General features: G+C 64.4%; 18 protein-coding genes. 14 read left to right on the forward strand and 4 right to left on the reverse strand.

Annotated elements, in window-relative coordinates:
• Window positions 1-69 precede the first annotated feature (69 nt).
• The 5 genes from EA798_RS00760 to gcvP all read left to right on the forward strand — a co-directional run bounded on the left by EA798_RS00760 (window position 70) and on the right by gcvP (window position 7,481).
• The gene (locus tag EA798_RS00760) at window positions 70-1,071 is read left to right on the forward strand and encodes an extracellular solute-binding protein (RefSeq protein WP_122097726.1); all 1,002 of its coding nucleotides are present in this window, start codon (window positions 70-72) and stop codon (window positions 1,069-1,071) included.
• 120 nt (window positions 1,072-1,191) lie between these two features.
• Window positions 1,192-2,808 carry an ABC transporter permease gene (locus tag EA798_RS00765; protein WP_122097727.1) on the forward strand — a complete coding sequence of 539 codons (1,617 nt, stop codon included), beginning with the start codon at window positions 1,192-1,194 and terminating at the stop codon, window positions 2,806-2,808.
• Between the two features lie 212 nt (window positions 2,809-3,020).
• Window positions 3,021-4,103 carry a glycine cleavage system aminomethyltransferase GcvT gene (gcvT, locus tag EA798_RS00770; RefSeq protein ID WP_106157211.1) on the forward strand — a complete coding sequence of 361 codons (1,083 nt, stop codon included), beginning with the start codon at window positions 3,021-3,023 and terminating at the stop codon, window positions 4,101-4,103.
• A gap of 52 nt (window positions 4,104-4,155) precedes the next feature.
• Window positions 4,156-4,545 carry a glycine cleavage system protein GcvH gene (gene gcvH / locus EA798_RS00775; protein ID WP_122097728.1) on the forward strand — a complete coding sequence of 130 codons (390 nt, stop codon included), beginning with the start codon at window positions 4,156-4,158 and terminating at the stop codon, window positions 4,543-4,545.
• Window positions 4,546-4,604: 59 nt separating this feature from the next.
• Entirely contained in the window at window positions 4,605-7,481 is a 2,877-nt protein-coding gene (gcvP, locus tag EA798_RS00780; protein WP_122097729.1) for an aminomethyl-transferring glycine dehydrogenase, read from the forward strand.
• A 197-nt stretch (window positions 7,482-7,678) separates the two neighbouring features.
• Here gcvP and yihA read toward each other — a convergent pair whose 3' ends face one another.
• Complete coding sequence (gene yihA / locus EA798_RS00785) at window positions 7,679-8,332, reverse strand: ribosome biogenesis GTP-binding protein YihA/YsxC (RefSeq protein WP_122097730.1); 654 nt, start codon at window positions 8,330-8,332, stop codon at window positions 7,679-7,681.
• Window positions 8,333-8,597: 265 nt separating this feature from the next.
• Between yihA and EA798_RS00790 the strand changes: the two genes are divergently transcribed.
• From EA798_RS00790 to EA798_RS00810, 5 genes are all read left to right on the forward strand, one after another.
• Complete coding sequence (locus EA798_RS00790) at window positions 8,598-9,230, forward strand: c-type cytochrome (RefSeq protein WP_106157215.1); 633 nt, start codon at window positions 8,598-8,600, stop codon at window positions 9,228-9,230.
• A gap of 182 nt (window positions 9,231-9,412) precedes the next feature.
• Window positions 9,413-10,042 carry a thiol:disulfide interchange protein DsbA/DsbL gene (locus tag EA798_RS00795; protein WP_106157216.1) on the forward strand — a complete coding sequence of 210 codons (630 nt, stop codon included), beginning with the start codon at window positions 9,413-9,415 and terminating at the stop codon, window positions 10,040-10,042.
• 6 nt (window positions 10,043-10,048) lie between these two features.
• Window positions 10,049-10,915: an endonuclease/exonuclease/phosphatase family protein gene (locus tag EA798_RS00800; RefSeq protein ID WP_122097731.1), complete on the forward strand. Its 867-nt coding sequence runs from the start codon at window positions 10,049-10,051 to the stop codon at window positions 10,913-10,915.
• Window positions 10,912-12,783, forward strand: coding sequence for a GGDEF domain-containing protein (locus EA798_RS00805; protein ID WP_122097732.1), 1,872 nt, complete (start codon window positions 10,912-10,914; stop codon window positions 12,781-12,783). The genes EA798_RS00800 and EA798_RS00805 overlap by 4 nt, the downstream gene beginning before the upstream one ends.
• A gap of 112 nt (window positions 12,784-12,895) precedes the next feature.
• Entirely contained in the window at window positions 12,896-13,684 is a 789-nt protein-coding gene (locus EA798_RS00810) for an N-acetylmuramoyl-L-alanine amidase (RefSeq protein WP_122097733.1), read from the forward strand.
• 2 nt (window positions 13,685-13,686) lie between these two features.
• Here EA798_RS00810 and EA798_RS00815 read toward each other — a convergent pair whose 3' ends face one another.
• The 3 genes from EA798_RS00815 to algB are packed head-to-tail and all read right to left on the reverse strand — an operon-like array spanning window position 13,687 to window position 17,243.
• Complete coding sequence (locus EA798_RS00815; RefSeq protein ID WP_122097734.1) at window positions 13,687-14,091, reverse strand: DUF1330 domain-containing protein; 405 nt, start codon at window positions 14,089-14,091, stop codon at window positions 13,687-13,689.
• 21 nt (window positions 14,092-14,112) lie between these two features.
• A complete protein-coding gene (locus EA798_RS00820; RefSeq protein ID WP_106157221.1) occupies window positions 14,113-15,900 on the reverse strand; it encodes a KinB sensor domain-containing domain in 1,788 nt (595 codons plus the stop codon).
• Window positions 15,897-17,243 carry a sigma-54-dependent response regulator transcription factor AlgB gene (gene algB / locus EA798_RS00825; protein ID WP_106157222.1) on the reverse strand — a complete coding sequence of 449 codons (1,347 nt, stop codon included), beginning with the start codon at window positions 17,241-17,243 and terminating at the stop codon, window positions 15,897-15,899. Before algB ends, EA798_RS00820 begins: the two co-directional genes overlap by 4 nt.
• A 305-nt stretch (window positions 17,244-17,548) precedes the next feature.
• On the opposite strand from algB, the gene EA798_RS00830 reads away from it, so the two are divergent.
• From EA798_RS00830 to EA798_RS00845, 4 genes are all read left to right on the forward strand, one after another.
• Window positions 17,549-17,980 (forward strand): ferritin-like domain-containing protein, encoded by a 432-nt coding sequence (locus EA798_RS00830; RefSeq protein WP_106157223.1) that lies wholly within the window; start codon window positions 17,549-17,551, stop codon window positions 17,978-17,980.
• 178 nt (window positions 17,981-18,158) lie between these two features.
• The gene (locus EA798_RS00835) at window positions 18,159-18,395 is read left to right on the forward strand and encodes a hypothetical protein (RefSeq protein WP_106157224.1); all 237 of its coding nucleotides are present in this window, start codon (window positions 18,159-18,161) and stop codon (window positions 18,393-18,395) included.
• 110 nt (window positions 18,396-18,505) lie between these two features.
• Window positions 18,506-18,676 (forward strand): DUF1328 domain-containing protein, encoded by a 171-nt coding sequence (locus tag EA798_RS00840; RefSeq protein WP_003282841.1) that lies wholly within the window; start codon window positions 18,506-18,508, stop codon window positions 18,674-18,676.
• 392 nt (window positions 18,677-19,068) lie between these two features.
• A complete protein-coding gene (locus EA798_RS00845) occupies window positions 19,069-20,298 on the forward strand; it encodes a nucleoside recognition domain-containing protein (protein ID WP_122097735.1) in 1,230 nt (409 codons plus the stop codon).
• Window positions 20,299-20,315: the final 17 nt, after the last annotated feature.

Below are 20,315 nucleotides of genomic sequence, written 5' to 3' on the forward strand. Positions count from 1 at the left end.
CGCATTGAGAAGGTAAATAACATTCACTACTATTCAGCCTCTGTTTCAACTCACCAAAGAGGCTGTTCCATGCAGGCAAGCAAAGGTTTACTCGCCGCCCTGGCGCTGACGGCGCTGTCGGGTGCTGTCCAGGCTGCCAATGAAGTAGTGGTTTACTCCTCGCGCATCGACGAGCTGATCAAGCCGGTGTTCGACGCTTACACCCAGAAAACCGGCGTCGCGATCAAGTTCATCACCGACAAGGAAGCCCCGCTGATGGCCCGCATCAAGGCCGAAGGCGCCAATACTCCGGCCGACCTGCTGCTGACCGTGGATGGTGGCAACCTCTGGCAAGCCGAAGAAATGGGCATCCTGCAGCCGCTGAACTCCCAGGTGGTCAAGGACAACATTCCTGCGCAATACCGCTCTTCCAACGATGCCTGGACTGGCCTGTCGCTGCGCGCGCGGACCATCGTCTACTCGCCGGAGCGGGTCAAGGACGGTGAGCTGAGCACTTATGAAGCGCTGGCCGACAAGAACTGGGATGGCCGTCTGTGCCTGCGCTCCAGCAAGAAGGTCTACAACCAGTCGCTGACCGCCACCATGATCGAGACTCATGGTGCCGAGAAGACCGAGCAGATCATCAAGGGCTGGGTCGGCAATCTCGCCACCGACGTGTTTGCTGACGATACGGCACTGGTCCAGGCCGTCGACGCCGGCCAGTGTGATGCCGGTATCGTCAACACCTACTACTTCGGTCGCCTGCACGCGCAGAACCCGCAGCTGAAAGCCAAGCTGTTCTGGCCGAACCAGAACGACCGTGGCGTGCACGTGAACCTGTCCGGCATCGGCCTGACCAAGCACGCGCCGAACCCGGACGCTGCGCGCAAGCTGGTCGAGTGGATGACCAGCGAAGAGGCGCAGAGCATGTTCGCCGATATCAACATGGAATACCCGGCCAACCAGAGCGTGAAGCCTTCGGCCGAAGTGGCCGCATGGGGCGAGTTCAAGGCCGATACCATCCCGGTGGAAGTGGCTGGCAAGCGTCAGGCCGAAGCTATCAAGCTGATGGATCGCGCCGGCTGGAACTGATCAGCCTGTCGCGCTTGCAGCGGTGACGTACGGCACACCAGCCGCGACGTTTGCTGCTGCGGTTATACTCGGCGCCCCGGCCTGGTCCGGGGCGTTGTCTTTTTTGCTGTCGAGGCTTGAGTGTCCCATCCCGTCGAGCGCCGCTGGTATCCCATCACTTTTGCCGTCGCGGCGCTGGTGTTGCTGCCGCTGAGCATTCTGCTGTTCAGCTGGAGCAGCATCGATACCGAGATCTGGTCGCACCTGTGGGATACACAGATGCCGCGACTGCTCGGCAATACCCTGACGCTGCTGCTTGGGGTTGGGGTCGGTGTGGTGGTGCTCGGCGTCAGCCTTGCCTGGCTGACCGCACTGTGCGAATTCCCCGGGCGCCGCTGGCTGGATTGGGCGCTGATGTTGCCATTCGCCATTCCCGCCTACGTCCTGGCCTTCGTCTTCATCGGTCTGCTGGACTTCGCCGGGCCGGTACAGAGCCTGGCGCGGGAATGGTTCGGCAGCGGAATCCGCTTTCCGCGGGTGCGCTCGACCGGTGGTGTCATCACCGTGCTGGTATTGGTCTTCTACCCTTACGTCTATCTGCTGGCGCGCTCGGCATTCCTCGCCCAGGGCAAGGGGTTGATGGAAGCAGCGCGGGTGCTCGGGCAGTCTCCCTGGCAGGCCTTCTGGCGAGTGGCGTTGCCGATGGCGCGCCCGGCCATCGGCGCCGGCCTGGCGCTGGCGATGATGGAGACCCTGGCCGACTTTGGCGCCGTGTCGGTCTTCAACTTCGACACCTTCACCACGGCGATCTACAAGGCCTGGTACGGCTTCTTCAGTCTGACCAGCGCAACCCAGCTGGCCAGCCTGCTGCTGCTGGCAGTGATGCTGGTGCTCTATGGCGAGCGCCGCGCGCGTGGTGCGGCGCGACCGGCCAACGAGCGGGCTCGTTCAGCGGCGCTGTATCGGCTGACCGGGGTGAAGGCGTTTGCGGCCAGCGCCTGGTGCGGGCTGGTGTTTCTCTGTGCCTTCGTCATTCCGCTGCTGCAACTGCTCGCCTGGCTCTGGCAGCGCGGGCGCTTCGACCTCGACGAGCGCTACGCCGGGCTGATCCTGCACACGCTCTATCTCGGCGGCATCGCCGCATTGATCGTGGTGACGGTGGCCTTGCTGCTGGCTTTCGCCAGGCGGCAGGCGCCGGTGCGTTCGATCCGCAGTGCAGTGGGGCTGGCCAACCTCGGCTACGCCCTGCCGGGTTCGGTCCTGGCGGTATCGATCATGCTGGCGTTCAGTTACCTCGACCAGAATCTGGTGATGCCGCTATCCAGCTGGCTTGGCGGCGCCGGTAAGCCGATCCTGCTCGGCAGTCTCGGGGCGCTGTTGCTGGCTTATCTGATTCGCTTCATGGCGGTTGCCTTCGGCCCGCTGGAAAATGCGCTGGCGCGGATTCGTCCGTCACTGCCGCAGGCGTCGCGCAGTCTGGGTGTTGGCGGCCCGGCATTGTTCTTCCGGGTCTATCTGCCCTTGCTGCTGCCCGGCACGCTGAGCGCTGCATTGCTGGTGTTCGTCGATGTGCTCAAGGAAATGCCGGCAACCTTGCTGATGCGCCCGTTCGGCTGGGACACCCTGGCCGTACGTATCTTCGAGATGACCAGCGAAGGGGAGTGGGCTCGCGCCTCGCTGCCGGCGTTGACCCTGGTGCTGGTCGGCCTGCTTCCGGTGGTGCTGCTGATTCGTCGTTCGGCGCGGCGAATCGGCTAGTCGCGCAAGCGGTTCGCGTAGGTGCTGAAGCCAGCGCAGGGGCTGCTTCGGGCTACTGCTCGACCTCCAGTCTCCTGCTGCCTGATCCGCCGTGACCTGTCGCCACCTTGGGGCTACAATGCGCGCCATTCGAAAGTCGCCGATCCCTGCAGGGCCCGGTTTTACTGACTTTTCCAATGCCGATTCGGCGACCTGCCCGGAAGGAGAAACCCATGGGTCAGCGTACTCCCCTCTATGATCAGCACCTTGCGCTTGGCGCCAAGATGGTCGACTTCGGTGGCTGGGACATGCCACTGCACTACGGTTCCCAGGTAGAAGAGCATCACCAGGTGCGACGTGATTGCGGAGTGTTCGACGTCTCGCACATGACCGTGGTCGATGTGGCCGGTGAACAGGCCACAGCCTACCTGCAACACCTGCTGGCCAACGACGTGACGCGCCTGAAAAGCACGGGCCGGGCGCTCTACACCGCGATGCTCAACGAGCGCGGCGGCGTGATCGATGACCTGATCGTCTACCTGACCGACTGGGGCTACCGTCTGGTGGTCAACGCCAGCACCCGCGAAAAGGATCTGGCCTGGATGCAACAGCAGGCGGCCGGCTTCGCCGTCGAGGTCAGAGAGCGCCCGGAGCTGGCCATGCTGGCGATTCAGGGCCCCCATGCGCGGGCACGCACGGCGGAGCTGGTCAGCCAGGCGCGCGCCACGCTGATCCATGATCTCAAGCCGTTCCAGGGTATGGCCGATGGCGACTGGTTCATCGGTCGCACCGGCTACACCGGCGAAGATGGTCTGGAGATCATCCTGCCGGCCGAGCAGGCACCGGACTTTCTCAGCGAGCTGGTCGGCGCCGGTATCCCGCCCATCGGCCTTGGTGCCCGCGACACCCTGCGTCTGGAGGCCGGGCTGAACCTGTACGGGCAGGACATGACCGAGGAGGTCTCGCCGCTGGCCGCCAACATGGGCTGGACCGTGGCCTGGGAGCCCGCCGAGCGCGATTTCGTCGGCCGTGGCGCGCTGGAGCAGCAGCGCGCCCAGGGCGATCTGCCCAAGCTGGTCGGCCTGGTGCTCGAAGAGCGCGGCGTGCTGCGTGCCCATCAGGTGGTGCGGGTCAACGGCGTCGGTGACGGCGAGATCACCAGTGGCAGTTTTTCTCCTACGCTTGGCAAATCCATCGCCCTGGCGCGCGTGCCGGCCGGCACCGCCGAGCGCGCGGAAGTGGAGATTCGTGGCAAGTGGTATCCGGTGCGGGTCGTGCAGCCGACATTCGTGCGGCACGGCAAGGTACTGGTGTAAATTCGACCGACTGTTTTGCGCGACTGCTGTCAACAGCCTTGAGGATCCAACAATGAGCAATATCCCCAGCGATCTGCGTTACGCCGCCAGCCACGAGTGGGCCCGTCTCGAAGCGGACGGCAGCGTCACCGTCGGCATCTCCGATCACGCCCAGGAGGCGCTGGGGGATGTGGTCTACGTCGAGCTGCCCGAGGTCGGGCGCCAGCTCAATGCCGGTCAGGAAGCCGGTGTGGTCGAGTCGGTAAAGGCCGCCTCCGACATCTATGCCCCCGTTTCCGGTGAGGTGATCGCCATCAACGAGGCGCTGGCCGATTCGCCTGAGCAGGTCAACAGCGACCCCTACGGCAGCTGGTTCTTCCGCCTGCAGCCGAGCGACACGGCGGAGCTGGACAAGCTGCTCGACGCAGCCGCTTACCAGGCCGCCTGCGACGCCGACGCCTAAGCATCATCCGCAAAAGCCCCGCTCTGTCGGGGCTTTTGTTTTTTCCGAGAGTAGCGACCATGCCGTATATGCCGAGCCTTTCCCAACTCCAGCAAACCGATGCCTTTCTGCGCCGTCACCTCGGCCCGGATCAGGGCGAACAGCAGGCCATGCTCGACGCGCTGGGGCTGGCCAGTCGCGGGCAGCTGATCGAGCAGACCGTGCCGCCGGCGATCCGCCTGCAGGGCGAGCTGAATCTGCCGCCCGCGCTGGATGAACAGGCGGCGCTGGCCAAGCTCAAGGGCTATGCCGAGCAGAACCAGCTCTGGACCAGCCTGATCGGCATGGGCTACCACGGCACCATCACCCCGCCGGTGATCCTGCGCAACGTGCTGGAGAATCCGGGCTGGTACACCGCCTACACGCCCTATCAGCCGGAGATCGCCCAGGGTCGGCTGGAAGCGTTGCTGAACTATCAGCAGATGATCATCGACCTCACCGGTCTCGATCTGGCCAACGCCTCGCTGCTCGATGAGGCGACCGCAGCGGCCGAGGCCATGACCCTGGCCCGGCGCATGGCCAAGAGCAAGAGCAACCGCTTCTTCGTCGACGAGAACTGCCATCCGCAGACGCTTTCGGTGGTGCAGACCCGCGCCGAAGCGTTCGGCTTCGAACTGCTGGTCGGCACGCTGGACGAGCTGGCCGGGCAGGAGGTGTTCGGCGCGCTGCTGCAGTACCCGGATACCCACGGCGAGATTCGCGACCTGCGTCCGGCCATCGAGCAGCTGCACGCCCAGCAGGCGCTGGCCTGCGTGGCGGCCGACCTGCTCAGCCTGCTGTTGCTGACCCCGCCGGGCGAACTGGGCGCCGACGTGGTGCTCGGCTCGACCCAGCGCTTCGGTGTGCCGATGGGCTACGGCGGTCCGCACGCGGCCTATTTCGCCAGCCGCGACGAGTTCAAGCGCGGCATGCCGGGACGCATCATCGGCGTGTCCAAGGACGCCCGCGGCAACACCGCGCTGCGCATGGCGCTGCAGACCCGCGAGCAGCACATTCGCCGCGAGAAGGCCAACTCCAACATCTGCACCGCGCAGGTGCTGCTGGCCAACATCGCTGGCTTCTATGCCGTCTATCACGGCCCGCAGGGCCTCAAGCGCATCGCCCAGCGCGTCCACCGGCTGACCGCCATCCTCGCCGCGGGTCTGGAGCAGAAGGGCATCGTGCGGCTCAACCGGCATTTCTTCGACACCCTGACCCTCGAGGTCGGTGGCGCACAGACCGCGATCATCGAGAGCGCCGAGGCGGCGCAGATCAACCTGCGCATCCTCGGCCGCGGCCGGCTGGGCGTGAGCCTCGACGAGACCTGCGACGAGCGCACCGTCGAGCAGCTGCTGGCGATCTTCCTCGGTGCCGATCACGGCCTCGATGTCGCCGCGCTGGACGCCGGTGAGCTGGCGGCAGGCATTCCCGCAGGGCTGCAACGCGAGAGCGGCTACCTGGAGCATCCGGTGTTCAACTCGCACCACAGCGAAACCGAGATGCTGCGCTACCTCAAGCAACTGGAAAACAAGGACCTGGCGCTGAACCAGGCGATGATCCCGCTCGGCTCCTGCACCATGAAGCTCAATGCCACCAGCGAGATGATCCCGATCACCTGGGCCGAGTTCGCCAACCTGCATCCGTTCGTTCCGCGCGGCCAGGCGCAGGGTTACAGGCTGATGATCGAAGAGCTGGAAGCCTGGCTCTGCGCGATCACCGGTTTCGACGCCATCAGCATGCAGCCCAACTCCGGTGCCCAGGGCGAATACGCCGGCCTGGTCGCGATCCGCAAGTATCACGAGAGCCGCGGTGAAGGGCAGCGCGACATCTGCCTGATCCCGTCCTCGGCGCACGGCACCAACCCCGCCTCGGCGCAGATGGTCAGCATGCGTGTGGTCATCGTCGAGTGCGACAAGGGCGGCAACGTCGATCTCGAGGACCTCAAGCGCAAGGCCGCCGAGGCCGGTGACCGGCTGTCCTGTCTGATGATTACCTACCCGTCGACCCACGGCGTCTACGAAGAAAACGTGCGCGAGATCTGCGCGGCGATCCACGCCCAGGGCGGCCAGGTGTACATGGACGGCGCCAACCTCAACGCCCAGGTCGGCCTGGCGCGACCGGCGGACATCGGCGCCGACGTCTCGCACATGAACCTGCACAAGACCTTCTGCATCCCCCATGGCGGTGGCGGCCCGGGCATGGGCCCGATCGGCGTCAAGGCGCACCTGGCGCCGTTCGTGGCCAATCACCCGGTGGTCGAGCTGGAAGGTCCGCAACCGGGCAACGGTGCGGTGAGCGCGGCGCCTTGGGGCAGCGCGAGCATCCTGCCGATCAGCTGGATGTACATCGCCATGATGGGCCCGCAGCTGCGCGACGCGACCGAAGTGGCAATCCTCGGTGCCAACTACCTCGCCAACCGTCTCGGCGGAGCGTTCCCGGTGCTCTACAGCGGACGCAACGGCCGTGTCGCCCACGAGTGCATTCTCGACCTGCGCCCGCTCAAGGCCGCCAGTGGCATCAGCGAGGAGGATGTCGCCAAGCGCCTGATGGACTACGGCTTCCATGCGCCGACCATGTCGTTCCCGGTGCCCGGCACGCTGATGATCGAGCCCACCGAGAGCGAGTCGATGGCCGAACTGGATCGCTTCGTCGAGGCGATGCTGAGCATCCGCGCGGAGATCGCCAAGGTGCAGGACGGCGAATGGCCGGCGGACAACAACCCGCTGGTACGGGCGCCGCATACCCTGGCCGACGTGATCGGCGAGTGGGACCGCCCCTACAGCATCGCCGAAGCGGTGACCCCGAGCGCCCACGCCCGTGCGCACAAGTACTGGCCGGCGGTGAACCGCGTGGACAACGTCTACGGCGACCGCAACCTGTTCTGCGCGTGCGTGCCGGTGGACGCCTATCGTGACTGATAGGGCGTGATGGTGAGGGTGGATGTCGTTTTTCGGCATCCACCCGGTTCGGCGAGGCGGATCGGCGAACACCGCGCTCGGGCCAGCAGCCGTTTATTCCCGGCTATGTCGCCGATGCATCCTGAGGTGGATATCGCGTTTTGCATCCACCACAGGCGTGCTGGCACGGCGTGGTGGATCAGCGATGCTGGGCTGCCTTACGCGTCAGGCGTTTGGTCTTCCCCGGACTCCTCGTCCAGCAAGCCCAGCCAACTGGCCAGCACCAGTTGCGCCTCTTCCACCCCCTGACGCTTGGGAGCCGAGAACAGCTGCACGCTGACATCGGCGCCCCAGCCCTTATGAATGTCGCGCTGGATTGCCAGCAATGCATTCTTCGCGGCGCCGAAGGCCAGCTTGTCGGACTTGGTCAGCAGGATGTGCAAGGGCATCTGGCTGGCACTCGCCCAGTCCAGCATCATGCGGTCGAACTCGGTCAGCGGATGGCGGATATCCATCATCAGGAACACGCCGGCCAGGCTCTCGCGGCTGCCCAGGTAGGCTTCCAGATGGCGCTGCCAGTGCTGCTTGAGCGGAATCGGCACCTTGGCGTAGCCGTAACCGGGCAGGTCGACCAGGCGGCGTTCGTCATCGAGGCGGAAGAAGTTGAGCAGCTGGGTGCGGCCCGGGGTCTTCGAGGTGCGCGCCAGATTGGCATGGGTCAGGGTGTTCAGCGCGCTGGACTTGCCTGCGTTGGAACGGCCGGCGAAGGCTACTTCCAGACCCTCGTCGGCCGGGCACTGATCGACCTTGGCGGCGCTGATCATGAAGGTGGCCTGTTGGCAAAGGCCGAGAATCGGGTTTTTCGGTAGCATGGTCGTTCCGGTGAGTGCCACGGGTGCGGCAATGGTTCGTTTCCGTTTCAGAAACGGGAGTATATAATGCCGCAGTTTTTATGTGCGCTTTGGCCTGATATCGTGCTGTGCGTGGGGTCCGGACGGATCCGGATGCCTGTGCGGCGCTAGCGCCGCCCTGATGCGAATGCCAAGCGTGCCACTATAACGAGCGTCGCCCGGCTCGATTGCCATGCGCGACCCGATGAATTCCCTTTCAAACCCTTAGCCGTAGTTGGATTAGCTGATGAACAAAGTACTCGTGAGTCTGCTGTTGACCCTTGGCATCACCGGTATGGCCCACGCGGCTGGAGACGCCGAAGCTGGTCAGGGCAAAGTTGCTATGTGTGGCGCCTGCCACGGTGCGGACGGCAACAGCCCGGCGCCGAACTTCCCGAAACTCGCCGGCCAAGGCGAGCGCTATCTGCTCAAGCAGCTGCAGGACATCAAGGCCGGCAGCACCCCGGGTGCTCCGGAAGGCGTCGGCCGCAAGGTGCTGGAAATGACCGGCATGCTTGACCCGCTGAGCGACCAGGATCTGCAAGACATCGCGGCCTACTTCTCCAGCCAGAAGGGCAGCGTCGGCTATGCCGATCCGGCTCTGGCCAAGCAGGGCGAGAAACTGTTCCGCGGCGGCAAGCTGGATCAGGGCATGCCGGCCTGCACCGGTTGCCATGCGCCTGACGGTGTCGGCAACGACCTGGCCGGTTTCCCCAAGCTGGGTGGCCAGCACGCGGCGTACACTGCCAAGCAGCTGACCGATTTCCGTGAAGGCAACCGCACCAATGACGGCGACAGCATGATCATGCGTGGCGTTGCCGCCAAGCTGAGCAACAAGGACATCGAAGCGCTGTCCAGCTACATCCAGGGCCTGCACTGATCGCGTCAGTGGGCTGATCGAGAAGGGCGTCCGGGTCAATAGTCCGGACGCCCTTTTGCGTTTAGGGGCTGGTTACGCCACCTTCGTCACGGCGTGGTACGGGCAGATGAAAAACGCTGGCGAGTCCCGGCGTTTTGCTGCAGCCTGTTGCGCCATCGGTCCGTCGTAAACAGGAGTACTTCATGCGCAATTTTCTACTCACTGCCGTTTTTGCCGCTGCGAGCCTGTTCGGCGCTGCAGCCCAGGCAGCGGAGTTTCAGGCCGGCAAGGAATATGTCGAGCTGAGCAGTCCGGTACCGGTCGCCGACCCGAGCAAGATCGAGGTGGTCGAGCTGTTCTGGTACGGCTGCCCGCACTGCTACCAGTTCGAGCCGGTGATCAAGCCCTGGGTCGAGCAGCTGCCCGAGGATGTACAGTTCAAGCGCATTCCGGCGATGTTCGGCGGAATCTGGAATGTGCACGGACAGCTGTTTATCGCGCTGGAGTCCATGGGCGTGGAACCGAAGGTGCACGATGCGGTGTTCGCTGCCTACCATCAGGAGCGCAAGAAGCTCGCCACGCCTGATGAAATGGCCGATTTCCTTGCCGGTCATGGCATCGATAAGCAGGCCTTTCTCAAGGCCTACAACTCGTTCGGTGTGCGTGGCCGTGTAGAGCAGGCCAAAAAACTCGGCATGGCGTATCAGATCACCGGTGTCCCGGTGATGATCGTCAACGGCAAGTATCGCTTCGATCTCGGCTCGTCCGGCGGCCCGGAGCGGACCTTGCAGGTGGCCGACTTCCTTATCGAAAAAGAACGCGCGGCGCGGTAAGCCGACATGCTGCGTCGTTGGAGCGCGCCGCGCCATGCCGGTCCTGGCAAGGCGCGCGTCAACGCGCACTGTCTGGCCAGCGGCCTGCCGGCAGACGGGCGGTTGCGGCTGCTCAGCTTCAATATCCAGGTAGGCATCAGCACCGAGCGCTACCACCATTACCTGACGCGCAGCTGGCAGCATCTGCTGCCCCATCCGGGGCGGGCCGGCAATCTGCAGCGCATCGGTGAGGTGCTTGGCAACTACGATCTGGTGGCACTGCAGGAGGCCGACGGCGGCAGTCTGCGCTCCGGCTACGTCAATCAGGTCGAGCACCTGGCCCAGCTGGGTGCCTTTCCTTACTGGTATCAACAGCTCAATCGCAACCTCGGGCGGTTCGCCCAGCACAGCAATGGTGTGCTCAGTCGCCTCGAACCTCAGGGCCTGGAAGACCATCCGCTGCCCGGGCCGTCGGGGCGTGGAGCAATCCTGCTGCGCTTTGGCGAGGGGCCGGACGCGCTGGTCGTGGTGATGATGCACCTGGCGCTGGGGGGCGGGGCGCGGACGCGCCAGCTCGCCTACATCCGCGAGTTGATCGGCGGCTACCGCCATCAGATTCTGATGGGTGACATGAATACGCACGCCAATGACCTGCTGGAAAATTCGCCGCTGCGTGATCTCGGCCTGTTGGCGCCGCAGATCGAAGCGACCTTTCCGAGCTGGCGACCGCAGCGCTGTCTGGACCACATTCTGCTTAGCCCCAGCCTGACGCTTGAGCGCGTCGATGTGCTGGCATTGCCGATTTCCGATCACCTGCCGGTGGCGGTCGAGATCAGACTGCCTGATTCGCTTCAGGCCGATTCCTTGCCGGTTCAGGTGAAAGACACGAAATGACTGAAGAAACCGAACGCTGGAAGGAGAAATACCTTCAGCTCGTCGAACGGCAGGACCAGCTTGAGGCCCGCTGGGAGCAGCGCGTGGATCTGCTGCGACGCAGCCTGGTGCGCAGCAGTCTGGCGGTCGAAGGGGCCGACCCCGCGGTCGAGCGCTGTCTGCATGCGATGCGTGAGGTGCTGCGCGAGGGCGACCTGGACGACGGCCTCAGCCAGTTGGTGCCGCGCCTGGAGAAGGCCGTGCTGGACTCCGAACGCTACCGTCAGGAGCGTGCGGTTCGGCTGACCGAGGCATTGCATCGACTGGTCTCCCAGCTGCTGGCGCTGTCGCCGCCAAGCGAGCTGCGCAAGCCGCTCAAGCGCTTCGCCAAACAGCTGGATCAGCGTGCTTCGCAGTTACGCGAACTGCCGGGGTTGCTTGGCGAGCTGAGTCTTCTGCAGGGCCAGGTGCTGACGCTGCAGGAGGGTATGGCGCCGCAGCAGAGCGGTTTTCTGAAGCGCCTGTTCGGCGGCCGGGACAGCCAGTTGGCGGCGGCTACGCTCCAGACGGCGACTCCAGCCGGGGCGTCAGTTCCAGCGGAGGTAACGGTCGAGGCCGAGGTGGTTGTCGGCAGCGAGACGGCCGTTGCGTCCGCCGTGACCGAACCGGGCGTGACGGTAAGCCTGCCAGAGCCGACAGACGATGAACGGCAGGCGGTCGAGCCCGTCTCGGCAGCGGCTGAGCCCGACGTGGCCGAACCTGTGGCGGATGCCGAGCTGCCGTCAGTGGCCGAGCCACTGCGGCAGGAGTCTGCCTACGCCCTGCCGGACTCCCCTGAGCCCGCCTTCAGCGTCGTTGCCGAGCGCGTGGAAGCGACCCTCAGCAATCTGCTCGACAATCTGCATCTGCCCGAGCAGCACCAGCCACAGCTGCAAACGCTGCGTGCGCGCATCCAGCACGGGCTGAACTGGTACGAACTGGTGCCGGTGCTGGACGATCTGGCGATGCTGATGATTGCCTTCAGCGATCAGGGGCAGCGGGATTTCGAAAGCTATCTGCAGACGCTGAACGAGCGCCTCTCGGCAATGCAGGAAAATCTGCTCGCCGCGCACCAGGGCCACAGCGAAGGGCGCGATGCGGCGCAGGCGCTGGACGAGGAGCTGCGTGAGCAGGTCGGTGGGCTGCAGCACAGCATGCGTCAGGCCACCGATCTGACCAGTCTGAAGAAGGTGGTAGAAGCACGCCTGGACGGGCTGCTGGATACGGTGGATACCTACCGCCAGCAACGCAGCCAGCAGGAGCAGAAGCTCGGCGAGCGCCTGCAGCAACTGGTCAGCCGGGTCGGCAGTCTCGAGCAGGCCGCGCGCGGCCTGCGCGGCCATCTGGAAGAACAGCGGCAGAAGGCGCTGCAAGACCCACTGACCGGGCTGCCCAACCGCGCGGCCTGGAACGAGCGTCTGGACCTCGAGTTTGCCCGCTGGCAGCGCTACGGCGGCGATCTGCTGCTGGCCGTGCTGGACGTCGATCACTTCAAGCGGATCAATGACGGCTACGGACACCTGGCGGGTGATCGGGTGCTGAAGATCATCGGCAGCGAATTGCGCAAGCGCCTGCGCAAGACCGACTTCATCGCCCGCTTCGGTGGCGAGGAATTCGTCGTGCTGCTCCCCAACACCCCTTACGAGGCGGGGCAGCAGCTGATGGATGCGCTGCGTGATTCGATCAGCAACTGTCCGTTCCACTTCAAGGGCGAGCGCGTCGTCATCACGCTGTCCGCCGGGCTGACCGCATTCGGCCAGGACGACACCACCGAGCGCGCGTTCGAGCGGGCTGACGGCGCGCTTTACCGCGCCAAGAATGCGGGGCGCAATCGCGTCGAGCTGGCCTGACCGGCCGGCATGGCCACTGGCGGATCGCCCGGTATAATCACGACCCTTCGTCGCACCGGCACGAGCTGCTGCGCATCTGCGTCATTTCGCCGTCGACACAGAGGTCGTCCCGATGAAAGTCATCACCGCCACCCTTATGCTCCTGCTGCTGGCCGGCTGCGCCAGCGGCCCGCGTATCGACACCAGTTACAGCTCGGTCGGCCATGACAGCCGTAGCCAGTTCATCGTGCTGCACTACACCTCGACCGACCTGCCGCGTTCGCTGGAGCTGCTCAGTGGCCGCGACGTCAGCAGTCACTACCTGATTGGCGAATCACCGGCGACCATCTACCGCCTGGTGGACGAGAACCGGCGTGCCTGGCATGCAGGCGAAAGTGAATGGAATGGCCGCACCTGGCTCAACGCCACCTCGATCGGCATCGAACTGGTCAATCGCGGTTATGTGCAGAGCGCGGACGGACGCCGCCTCTGGTATCCCTACTCCGATGCGCAGATCGATGCGTTGGTGGTTCTGCTCAAGGACATCATGGCGCGCCATGAGCTCAAGCCGGGGGCCATCATCGGCCACAGCGACATCGCCCCGCAGCGCAAGGTCGATCCAGGGCCGCTGTTTCCGTGGAAGCGTCTCGCCGACGAGGGTCTGGTGCCCTGGCCTGAGGCTGGCGCGGTAGCCGTGGAGCAGATGCGCTATGCCTCCGAGGGCCTGCCGGCGATCGCCTGGTATCAGGATGCATTGGCTGCGCAAGGCTACCGGGTCCCGCGGCACGGTCATCTGGATGAGGAGACGCGCAACGTGATCGCGGCCTTTCAGATGAAATACCGGCCGGCGCGTTTCGACGGCGAGCCGGATGCCGAAACCGCGGCGATGTTGCAGGTGCTCGCCAACCAGGCGAAGCGCTGAACTCAGTAGGCGGTGGTGCCGATCAGTCGGGCGTCTGCCAGGGCTGCGGTCCGGTGCTCGGCAGCGGCCTGATAGTCGCGGTCAGCGATCATCGCCAGAAAGGTTTCCTTGGAGGGGTAGCTGACCAGCAACAGGTCATCCCATCGCTCGTCAGGCGGGGCGATCAGCGCAGCATGGGCCTTGGCGCGAACCTCGACCGCGCCGCCGCCGGCCTGCACCTTGGCCAGCGCCACCCGGCTGTAGCGCGCATAGGCCTCACGGCCGCTGCAGGGGCTGTGCGGGCTGCCCGCCGGATAGGTTGCCTGGTCGTTGTAGCGCAGCAGGTTGAGCATCAGGATCGGAACCCCGGATGGCATCGACGCCACGTAATCGGCGAGCTGTTCGGGGCTGGGGTTCAGACTCGGCATGGGCTTTCCTCGAAGGCGCGTTCAGATCGGCAGCGCGACGTAGAAGATGGTGCCGTGGCCGATCCGCGAATGCACGCCGATGCGACCACCATGCAGCTGGGCGATCTCCTTGCATAAGGCAAGCCCCAGTCCGGCGCCGCCACGACGCCGGCCGATCTGCACGAACGGTTCGAAGATCCTTGCCTGCTGGCTGTAGGGAATGCCCTCGCCGTTGTCCTCGACACTGAGGATCATCCGTTCGCCATGGTGGCGGGCCAGCAGACGCACCTCGCCGCCCTTTGGGGTATGGCGCAGTGCATTGCTGAGCAGGTTGTCCATGACCCGTTCGATCTGCTGACGGTCCAGCATCAGCGTCGGCAGCGGTTGCTGCAGTTCCAGCTTGAGTTGCACGTCCTGTTCCGCCGCGGCCACTTCGAAGCGCTGGCGGGCGGCCTCGAGCAGTTCCGGAATGTCGCATTGCTCCAGCTCGAGCTTCTGCTGGCCGCTCTGGTAACGCGAGAAGTTCAGCAGGTCGTTGATCAGCCGTACCAGGCGTTGCATTTCTTCGTGCACGGTATCGAACAGGTCGGATTCGCGGCTGCCGGCAGGGTAGCGCAGGCGTTCGCGCAGCAGACTGAAGGCCATCTGCATGCCGGTGACCGGCGTGCGCAGCTCGTGGGAGGCGCGTAGTACGAATTCGTTGCGCACGCGCTCGAAGGTGCGCTGATCGGTGACATCGTGCAGAACCATGACCGCACCGCTGATGCTGCCGTCGTGGTGGCTGACCGGGCTGATGCGCCAGGCCAGCAGGCGACGTTCGCCGTCGGCTTCGATGATCAGATCCTCGGGCGGGTCCGACAGCGACTTGTCGTCCAGCACCTGGCGCGCGGCTTTGTCCAGCTCCGGATGGCCCAGTGCTTCGCCCAGCGTCGAGCCGAGGTGTTCGTTCTCCCAGGCAAGCTGGCGCTGCGCCACCGGGTTGGCGTGCTCCAGGCGGCCGTCACGGTCGATGATCAACAGGCCGTCGTCGATACTGTCGAGCAGGGCCTGCAGACGCTGCTGGCCGTTGACCAGCGCCTCAACATTGGTTTGCTTGAACTCGTGTAGCGCCTGCGCCATCAGACCGAAGCGCCGGCTCAGGGATGACAGCTCGGCAATCGGCGGCGTCGGCAGGGAGATATTGAAATCGCCGCGCCCGATCTGGTCGGCCGCTGCGGACAGCCTCTCGATCGGCTCGCCAAAGCGTCGTGCGAAGCTGTGGGCGGTGATGAAGCCGATCAGCAGCACGGCAATCGCGGTCAGGCCCAGCAGTCCTGCCAGCAGCGAAGCCCGATCACGGCTACGCAGCTCGGTGTCGCGAATCTTGTCGTATGCCGCGCTCTGCATGTCGGTCATCAGGCTGCGTACCTGATTGAAGGCCTGGCTCAGCGAATTGTCCTCCAGCAGCGTCCAGCTCTGGTGTCGCGCCGCATCGAGCTCTTCGATGAACCTGGCGTAGGCGCTGGCAACTGCCTGGAAGGCCTGACGGTCGGCGTCGTCACTGGCTTCGGCGATGCCCCGTTCGAGGGTTTGCTGAAAGGTCTGACGCACCGCGTCCAACGCATCGACGTTGTGATCTTCGGCCAGCATGACGATGAGGTGGTTACCCAGCGCCTGACGTAGCTGCTGATTGATCTCGATGATGCTGAAGTTGTTGCGGATCAGCTGTTCCTGGCTCTTGGCCATCTGCATCACGCTGACCAGTGCCAGCAGCAGGCCGAGCAGGGCGACCGTCATCAAGGCCGAGAACCCGAGGAATAGCCGGGTCCGCAGCTTCATCTGGAGTTTCATAGGCCGTACTGCTTGCGCTTTCGGTAAAGGGTCGAGGCGTCGATACCAAGGATGCGGGCAGCCTGCTCGAGCGTATCACTGGTGCTTAGCACACCTGCGATGTGCGCTTTTTCCAGTGCTTCCAGGCTCAGCGGTTCGCCGATGCGTGGCGCGTTGCTGCCTACCTGTTCACCGAGGCCCAGGTGACTGACCTCAATCATCTGTTGCGGGCAGATGATGCTCGCCCGCTCCACGACGTTGCGCAGCTCGCGGACGTTGCCCGGCCAGCGATAGGTCTTCAGCGCGGCAATCGCGGCGTCGCTGAAACCGCGTGCAGGGCGGCCGTAGTTTTTCACGAACGAGGCGAGGAAACGTTCGGCCAGTGCGAGCACGTCCTCCGGCCGCTCGCGCATCGGCGGCAGATTGAGCGTGATGACGTTGAGGCGATACAGCAGATCCTCGCGGAACTTGCCTTCGCGCACCATCTCTTCGAGGTTCAGGTTGGTCGCGGCAAGAATGCGTACGTCAGCGCGGCGGGTGACCGGATCGCCGACCCGCTCGTACTCCTTGTCCTGGATGAAGCGCAGCAGCTTGGGTTGCAGGGCCAGCGGGAAATCACCGATCTCGTCGAGAAACAGCGTGCCGCCGTCAGCCTGGTTGACCCGTCCCAGCGTACTTTCCGTGGCCCCGGTGAAGGCGCCGCGGTTGTGTCCGAACAGCTCGCTCTCCATCAGGTCGGCGGACAGCGAAGGGCAGTTGATGGTAACGAAGGCCTTCTTCGAGCGCCGGCTCCAGGTGTGGATGGCGCGCGCCAGCTCACCTTTACCGGTGCCCGATTCGCCGAGGATCAGGATGTTGGCGTCGGTATCGGCTACCTGGCGGGCGGTTTCCAGGACGGCCATCATCGCGGGACTGTGGGAGCCCAGGGCGTCGCTGCGCTGCTTGATCTCGCCTTCCAATGCCTCCAGCCGAGCGGCCATCTGGCGCACTTCCAGCTGCTTGGCGGCGGACAGGCGGAGCTGCTCCGGGCTGCACGGCTTGAGCAGGTAATCCGCGGCGCCGGCCTGCATGGCATCGACGGCGGTGTCTACCGCCGAGTGGGCGGTAACGATCACCACGCGCATCCAGGGCGCCAGCAAACGCATCTGCTGCAGGACATCCAGGCCGTTGTCTTCGCCCAGGCGCAAATCGAGAAAGCACAGATCGAATACCTGGCGCTGCAGTATCGCCTCGGCCTGCGCTGCGCTGCCTGCGGTCATGACCGTGTAGCCACGATCTTCCAGGCAGTAGCGGAAGGTACGCAGGATCGCCGCTTCGTCATCCACCAGAAGGATGCGTCCGCCGTTGTCCGTCGTTTGGTCCATGGATGCTCCCATCAAAAGGCGAATTCGGTCGCTGAAAATTTCGATTATGGCGTGTCGGGCGCTGGAACGCGCCGTTGCGTTGCTGGCGAGTGCTTTAGTCTATGAAAACCCTTGCAAGTTGCACGGTGCAGCCAAGGCTTTCCTGCATGCTGCATTCCGCCTCCTTCGATGATCTGCTGCAAGTCGCTGATTTGTCTCCGGTTGCCTTGCGAGGCCTGCTGGCATGGGCCTTGCGACCTGATAAAAAGCGCGTCGCGTCCCGCCCTGGGCCGCAGGCGCAGCCGCAATTTCACGCAGGAGGTCCCATGAACCAGTCCATGAACCAGCTCAACGAGCTCATCGAACTGACCCGCGACGGGCAGCGTTTCTACCAGCACGCCGCCGATGAAGCAAAGGACGTGCAGCTTCAGCACCTGTTTCGTGACCTGGCACAGGCCAAGACGCAGATCATCCAGGCGTTGAGTGTGAAGGTCGCTGCCCATCACGAGCAGCCGTCGCAAGGTGGAACCCTGACCGGCCGAATGCGCGAACTCTACGCCGACGCGCGCTCGCGCATCGGCGATCACGACACCGCCTACGTCGACCAGCTGGAGCAGACCGAAGCGCACATTCTGCGCGCCTTCGAGGATGCCGTGGGCGCTGCCGAGCCGGATGTCCGCGCCTTGCTGGCCATCGAGCTGCCCAAGCTGCGAGCGTGCCACGAGCGGATGCGCCAATTGAAGGACGCTCGCCATTGATGGTCGTGCAAAAAGCCCGGGCCGGTAGAGGCTCTCATGCAAATTGAGTTGCGGGACGCTTGTTGTAAATACACAAGTCATTGATTTTAAAGGATTTTAAGGCGCCGTTCGGCCTGGCACGGCCCCTGCAATAACACTGGTAACGAAACAATGTCGCCACGCTTAGAAGGAGTTGAGGATGAATCGCCAGGCCCGCTTTTCATTAGCCAGCAAGGGTTTCCTCTCGGCTGCGGTAGTCATGCTGATCATGGGGGCCGAGCGCCCGATGTCACAACCGCTCAGCCAGGCGCAACAGAATTCTGCGGAACGAATCGGCATGTATGACGCTCAACCTATTGAGCTCACGCGGACCGGCCAACAGCCGCAAACCATCGACTATCGCCAGGCGCCTGCCGAGCAGCGCTGGGTGTTTTGAGCAACGAAGGGGACGTGCAAGCGAGCCAGCAGGGATGCGTAAAGAAATCGATGCTGATCGGGCTGATCTGATCCGCTGAGAACCGTTCCTGAACCAAGAGGAGTCACACCATGCTGAGTTGGGCTATTACATTCCTGATCATCGCCATCATCGCTGCGGTACTGGGCTTCGGTGGTATCGCGGGTACCGCAACGGGTATCGCCAAGATCCTGTTCGTGGTCTTCCTGGTGCTGTTCGTGGCATCGCTGATCTTCGGCCGCGGTCGCGGACCGCGCGTTTGATGCATCGATGGCCGCCCGCAAGGGCGGCTGCATTCTGGAGAGACAACGGCATAGGAAGCCATATTCGCCGGGTCATGTTCGGCAATCGAAGATGATCCAGAGCGGCGCAGAGCTTGAGGCTATGCGCGCTCACCCCTCAGCGGGGGGAACCAGGGGGTCGGGTTGTTCTGCTTGCGGAACGACCTAGGGGTACAGGGAGTACCTCCGTCATTGGACCGGGTTCTGTGTGGCTGCGGCCGGGGGTGGTTTTCACCCCTGGCATGCAGCAATAAATGTCGACGCATCCCTATCGCTACATCTTCAGCCCCTTCTTCCGATTGCTAGCCGTTCTGCGGGTGACCCCTGCCGTCCGGCACCGCTATCATCGCGTCCAGCTTTGACGGGAGAACGACATGCTCAACGGCCTCTGGCTGGGCTTTTTTCTGGTTGCCGCGGTTGCCGCCCTGGGACGCTGGCTGATCGGTGACGATCCTGCTGTGTTCGCGGCACTGGTTGAAAGCCTGTTCGCCATGGCGAAACTGGCCGTGGAAGTGATGATCGTGCTGTTCGGCACCCTGACGCTCTGGCTGGGTTTCCTGCGCATCGCCGAGAAGGCCGGGCTGATCGAGCTGCTGGCGCGGCTGCTCGGGCCGTTGTTCCGCCGCCTGATGCCGGAAGTGCCGGCCGGTCACCCGGCGCTGGGGCTGATCACGCTGAACTTCGCCGCCAACGGCCTCGGGCTGGACAACGCCGCCACGCCCATCGGGCTCAAGGCGATGCGCGCCCTGCAGGAACTCAATCCGCTACCGAGCGTGGCCAGCAACGCGCAGATCCTCTTTCTGGTGCTCAACACCTCGTCGCTGACCTTGTTGCCCGTGTCGATCTTCATGTATCGCGTGCAGCAGGGCGCGGACGATCCGACCCTGGTATTCCTGCCGATTCTGCTGGCCACCAGTGCCTCGTCGCTGGCGGGCGTGCTGGCCGTCGCGCTGATGCAGCGGTTGCGTCTGTGGGACCCGGTGGTGCTGGCCTACTTCATTCCCGGTGCGCTGCTGCTTGGCGGCTTCATGGCCTTGCTGGCCGGGCTGTCGGCGACTGCGCTGGCCTCACTGTCGTCGTTGCTGGGCAACCTGACCCTGTTCGGCCTGATCGTCGCCTTTCTGGTCGTCGGCGCGCTGCGCAAGGTGCCGGTGTACGAGGCCTTCGTCGAAGGGGCGAAGGAGGGCTTCGATGTGGCCAAGAGTCTCCTGCCGTATCTGATCGCCATGCTCTGCGCCATCGGCGCGCTGCGGGCATCCGGCGCGCTGGATTTCGGCCTGGAAGGCATCCGCTGGCTGGTCGAGGCGCTGGGCTGGGATACGCGCTTCGTCGATGCTCTGCCCACTGCGCTGGTCAAGCCGTTCTCAGGCAGTGCGGCACGGGCGATGCTGATCGAAACCATGCAGAGTCAGGGCGTGGACAGCTTCCCGGCGCTGGTGGCAGCGACGGTACAGGGAAGCACCGAGACGACCTTCTACGTGCTGGCGGTGTATTTCGGTGCGGTGGGCATCCAGCGGGCACGCCATGCGGTGGGTTGCGCGCTGGTGGCGGACCTGGCTGGAATCATCGCTGCGATCAGCGTGTGCTACTGGTTCTTCGGCTGATCTGAAGCGGCCCGGTT

The sequence above is a fragment of the Pseudomonas songnenensis genome, from assembly GCF_003696315.1.
Classification (GTDB): Bacteria; Pseudomonadota; Gammaproteobacteria; order Pseudomonadales; family Pseudomonadaceae; genus Stutzerimonas; species Stutzerimonas songnenensis.

Excerpts from the sequence above, each read along its gene's own strand:
- EA798_RS00760 (WP_122097726.1), top strand. The coding sequence starts at position 70 with ATGCAGGCAAGCAAAGGTTTACTCGCCGCCCTGGCGCTGACGGCGCTG.
- EA798_RS00795 (WP_106157216.1), top strand. The coding sequence starts at position 9,413 with ATGCGCAATTTTCTACTCACTGCCGTTTTTGCCGCTGCGAGCCTGTTC.
- EA798_RS00830 (WP_106157223.1), top strand. The coding sequence starts at position 17,549 with ATGAACCAGTCCATGAACCAGCTCAACGAGCTCATCGAACTGACCCGC.
- EA798_RS00835 (WP_106157224.1), top strand. The coding sequence starts at position 18,159 with ATGAATCGCCAGGCCCGCTTTTCATTAGCCAGCAAGGGTTTCCTCTCG.
- EA798_RS00815 (WP_122097734.1), bottom strand. The coding sequence starts at position 14,091 with ATGCCGAGTCTGAACCCCAGCCCCGAACAGCTCGCCGATTACGTGGCG.
- algB (WP_106157222.1), bottom strand. The coding sequence starts at position 17,243 with ATGGACCAAACGACGGACAACGGCGGACGCATCCTTCTGGTGGATGAC.
- EA798_RS00840 (WP_003282841.1), top strand. The coding sequence starts at position 18,506 with ATGCTGAGTTGGGCTATTACATTCCTGATCATCGCCATCATCGCTGCG.
- yihA (WP_122097730.1), bottom strand. The coding sequence starts at position 8,332 with ATGCTACCGAAAAACCCGATTCTCGGCCTTTGCCAACAGGCCACCTTC.
- gcvP (WP_122097729.1), top strand. The coding sequence starts at position 4,605 with ATGCCGTATATGCCGAGCCTTTCCCAACTCCAGCAAACCGATGCCTTT.
- EA798_RS00790 (WP_106157215.1), top strand. The coding sequence starts at position 8,598 with ATGAACAAAGTACTCGTGAGTCTGCTGTTGACCCTTGGCATCACCGGT.
- EA798_RS00810 (WP_122097733.1), top strand. The coding sequence starts at position 12,896 with ATGAAAGTCATCACCGCCACCCTTATGCTCCTGCTGCTGGCCGGCTGC.
- gcvH (WP_122097728.1), top strand. The coding sequence starts at position 4,156 with ATGAGCAATATCCCCAGCGATCTGCGTTACGCCGCCAGCCACGAGTGG.
- EA798_RS00805 (WP_122097732.1), top strand. The coding sequence starts at position 10,912 with ATGACTGAAGAAACCGAACGCTGGAAGGAGAAATACCTTCAGCTCGTC.
- EA798_RS00800 (WP_122097731.1), top strand. The coding sequence starts at position 10,049 with ATGCTGCGTCGTTGGAGCGCGCCGCGCCATGCCGGTCCTGGCAAGGCG.
- EA798_RS00845 (WP_122097735.1), top strand. The coding sequence starts at position 19,069 with ATGCTCAACGGCCTCTGGCTGGGCTTTTTTCTGGTTGCCGCGGTTGCC.
- EA798_RS00820 (WP_106157221.1), bottom strand. The coding sequence starts at position 15,900 with ATGAAACTCCAGATGAAGCTGCGGACCCGGCTATTCCTCGGGTTCTCG.
- gcvT (WP_106157211.1), top strand. The coding sequence starts at position 3,021 with ATGGGTCAGCGTACTCCCCTCTATGATCAGCACCTTGCGCTTGGCGCC.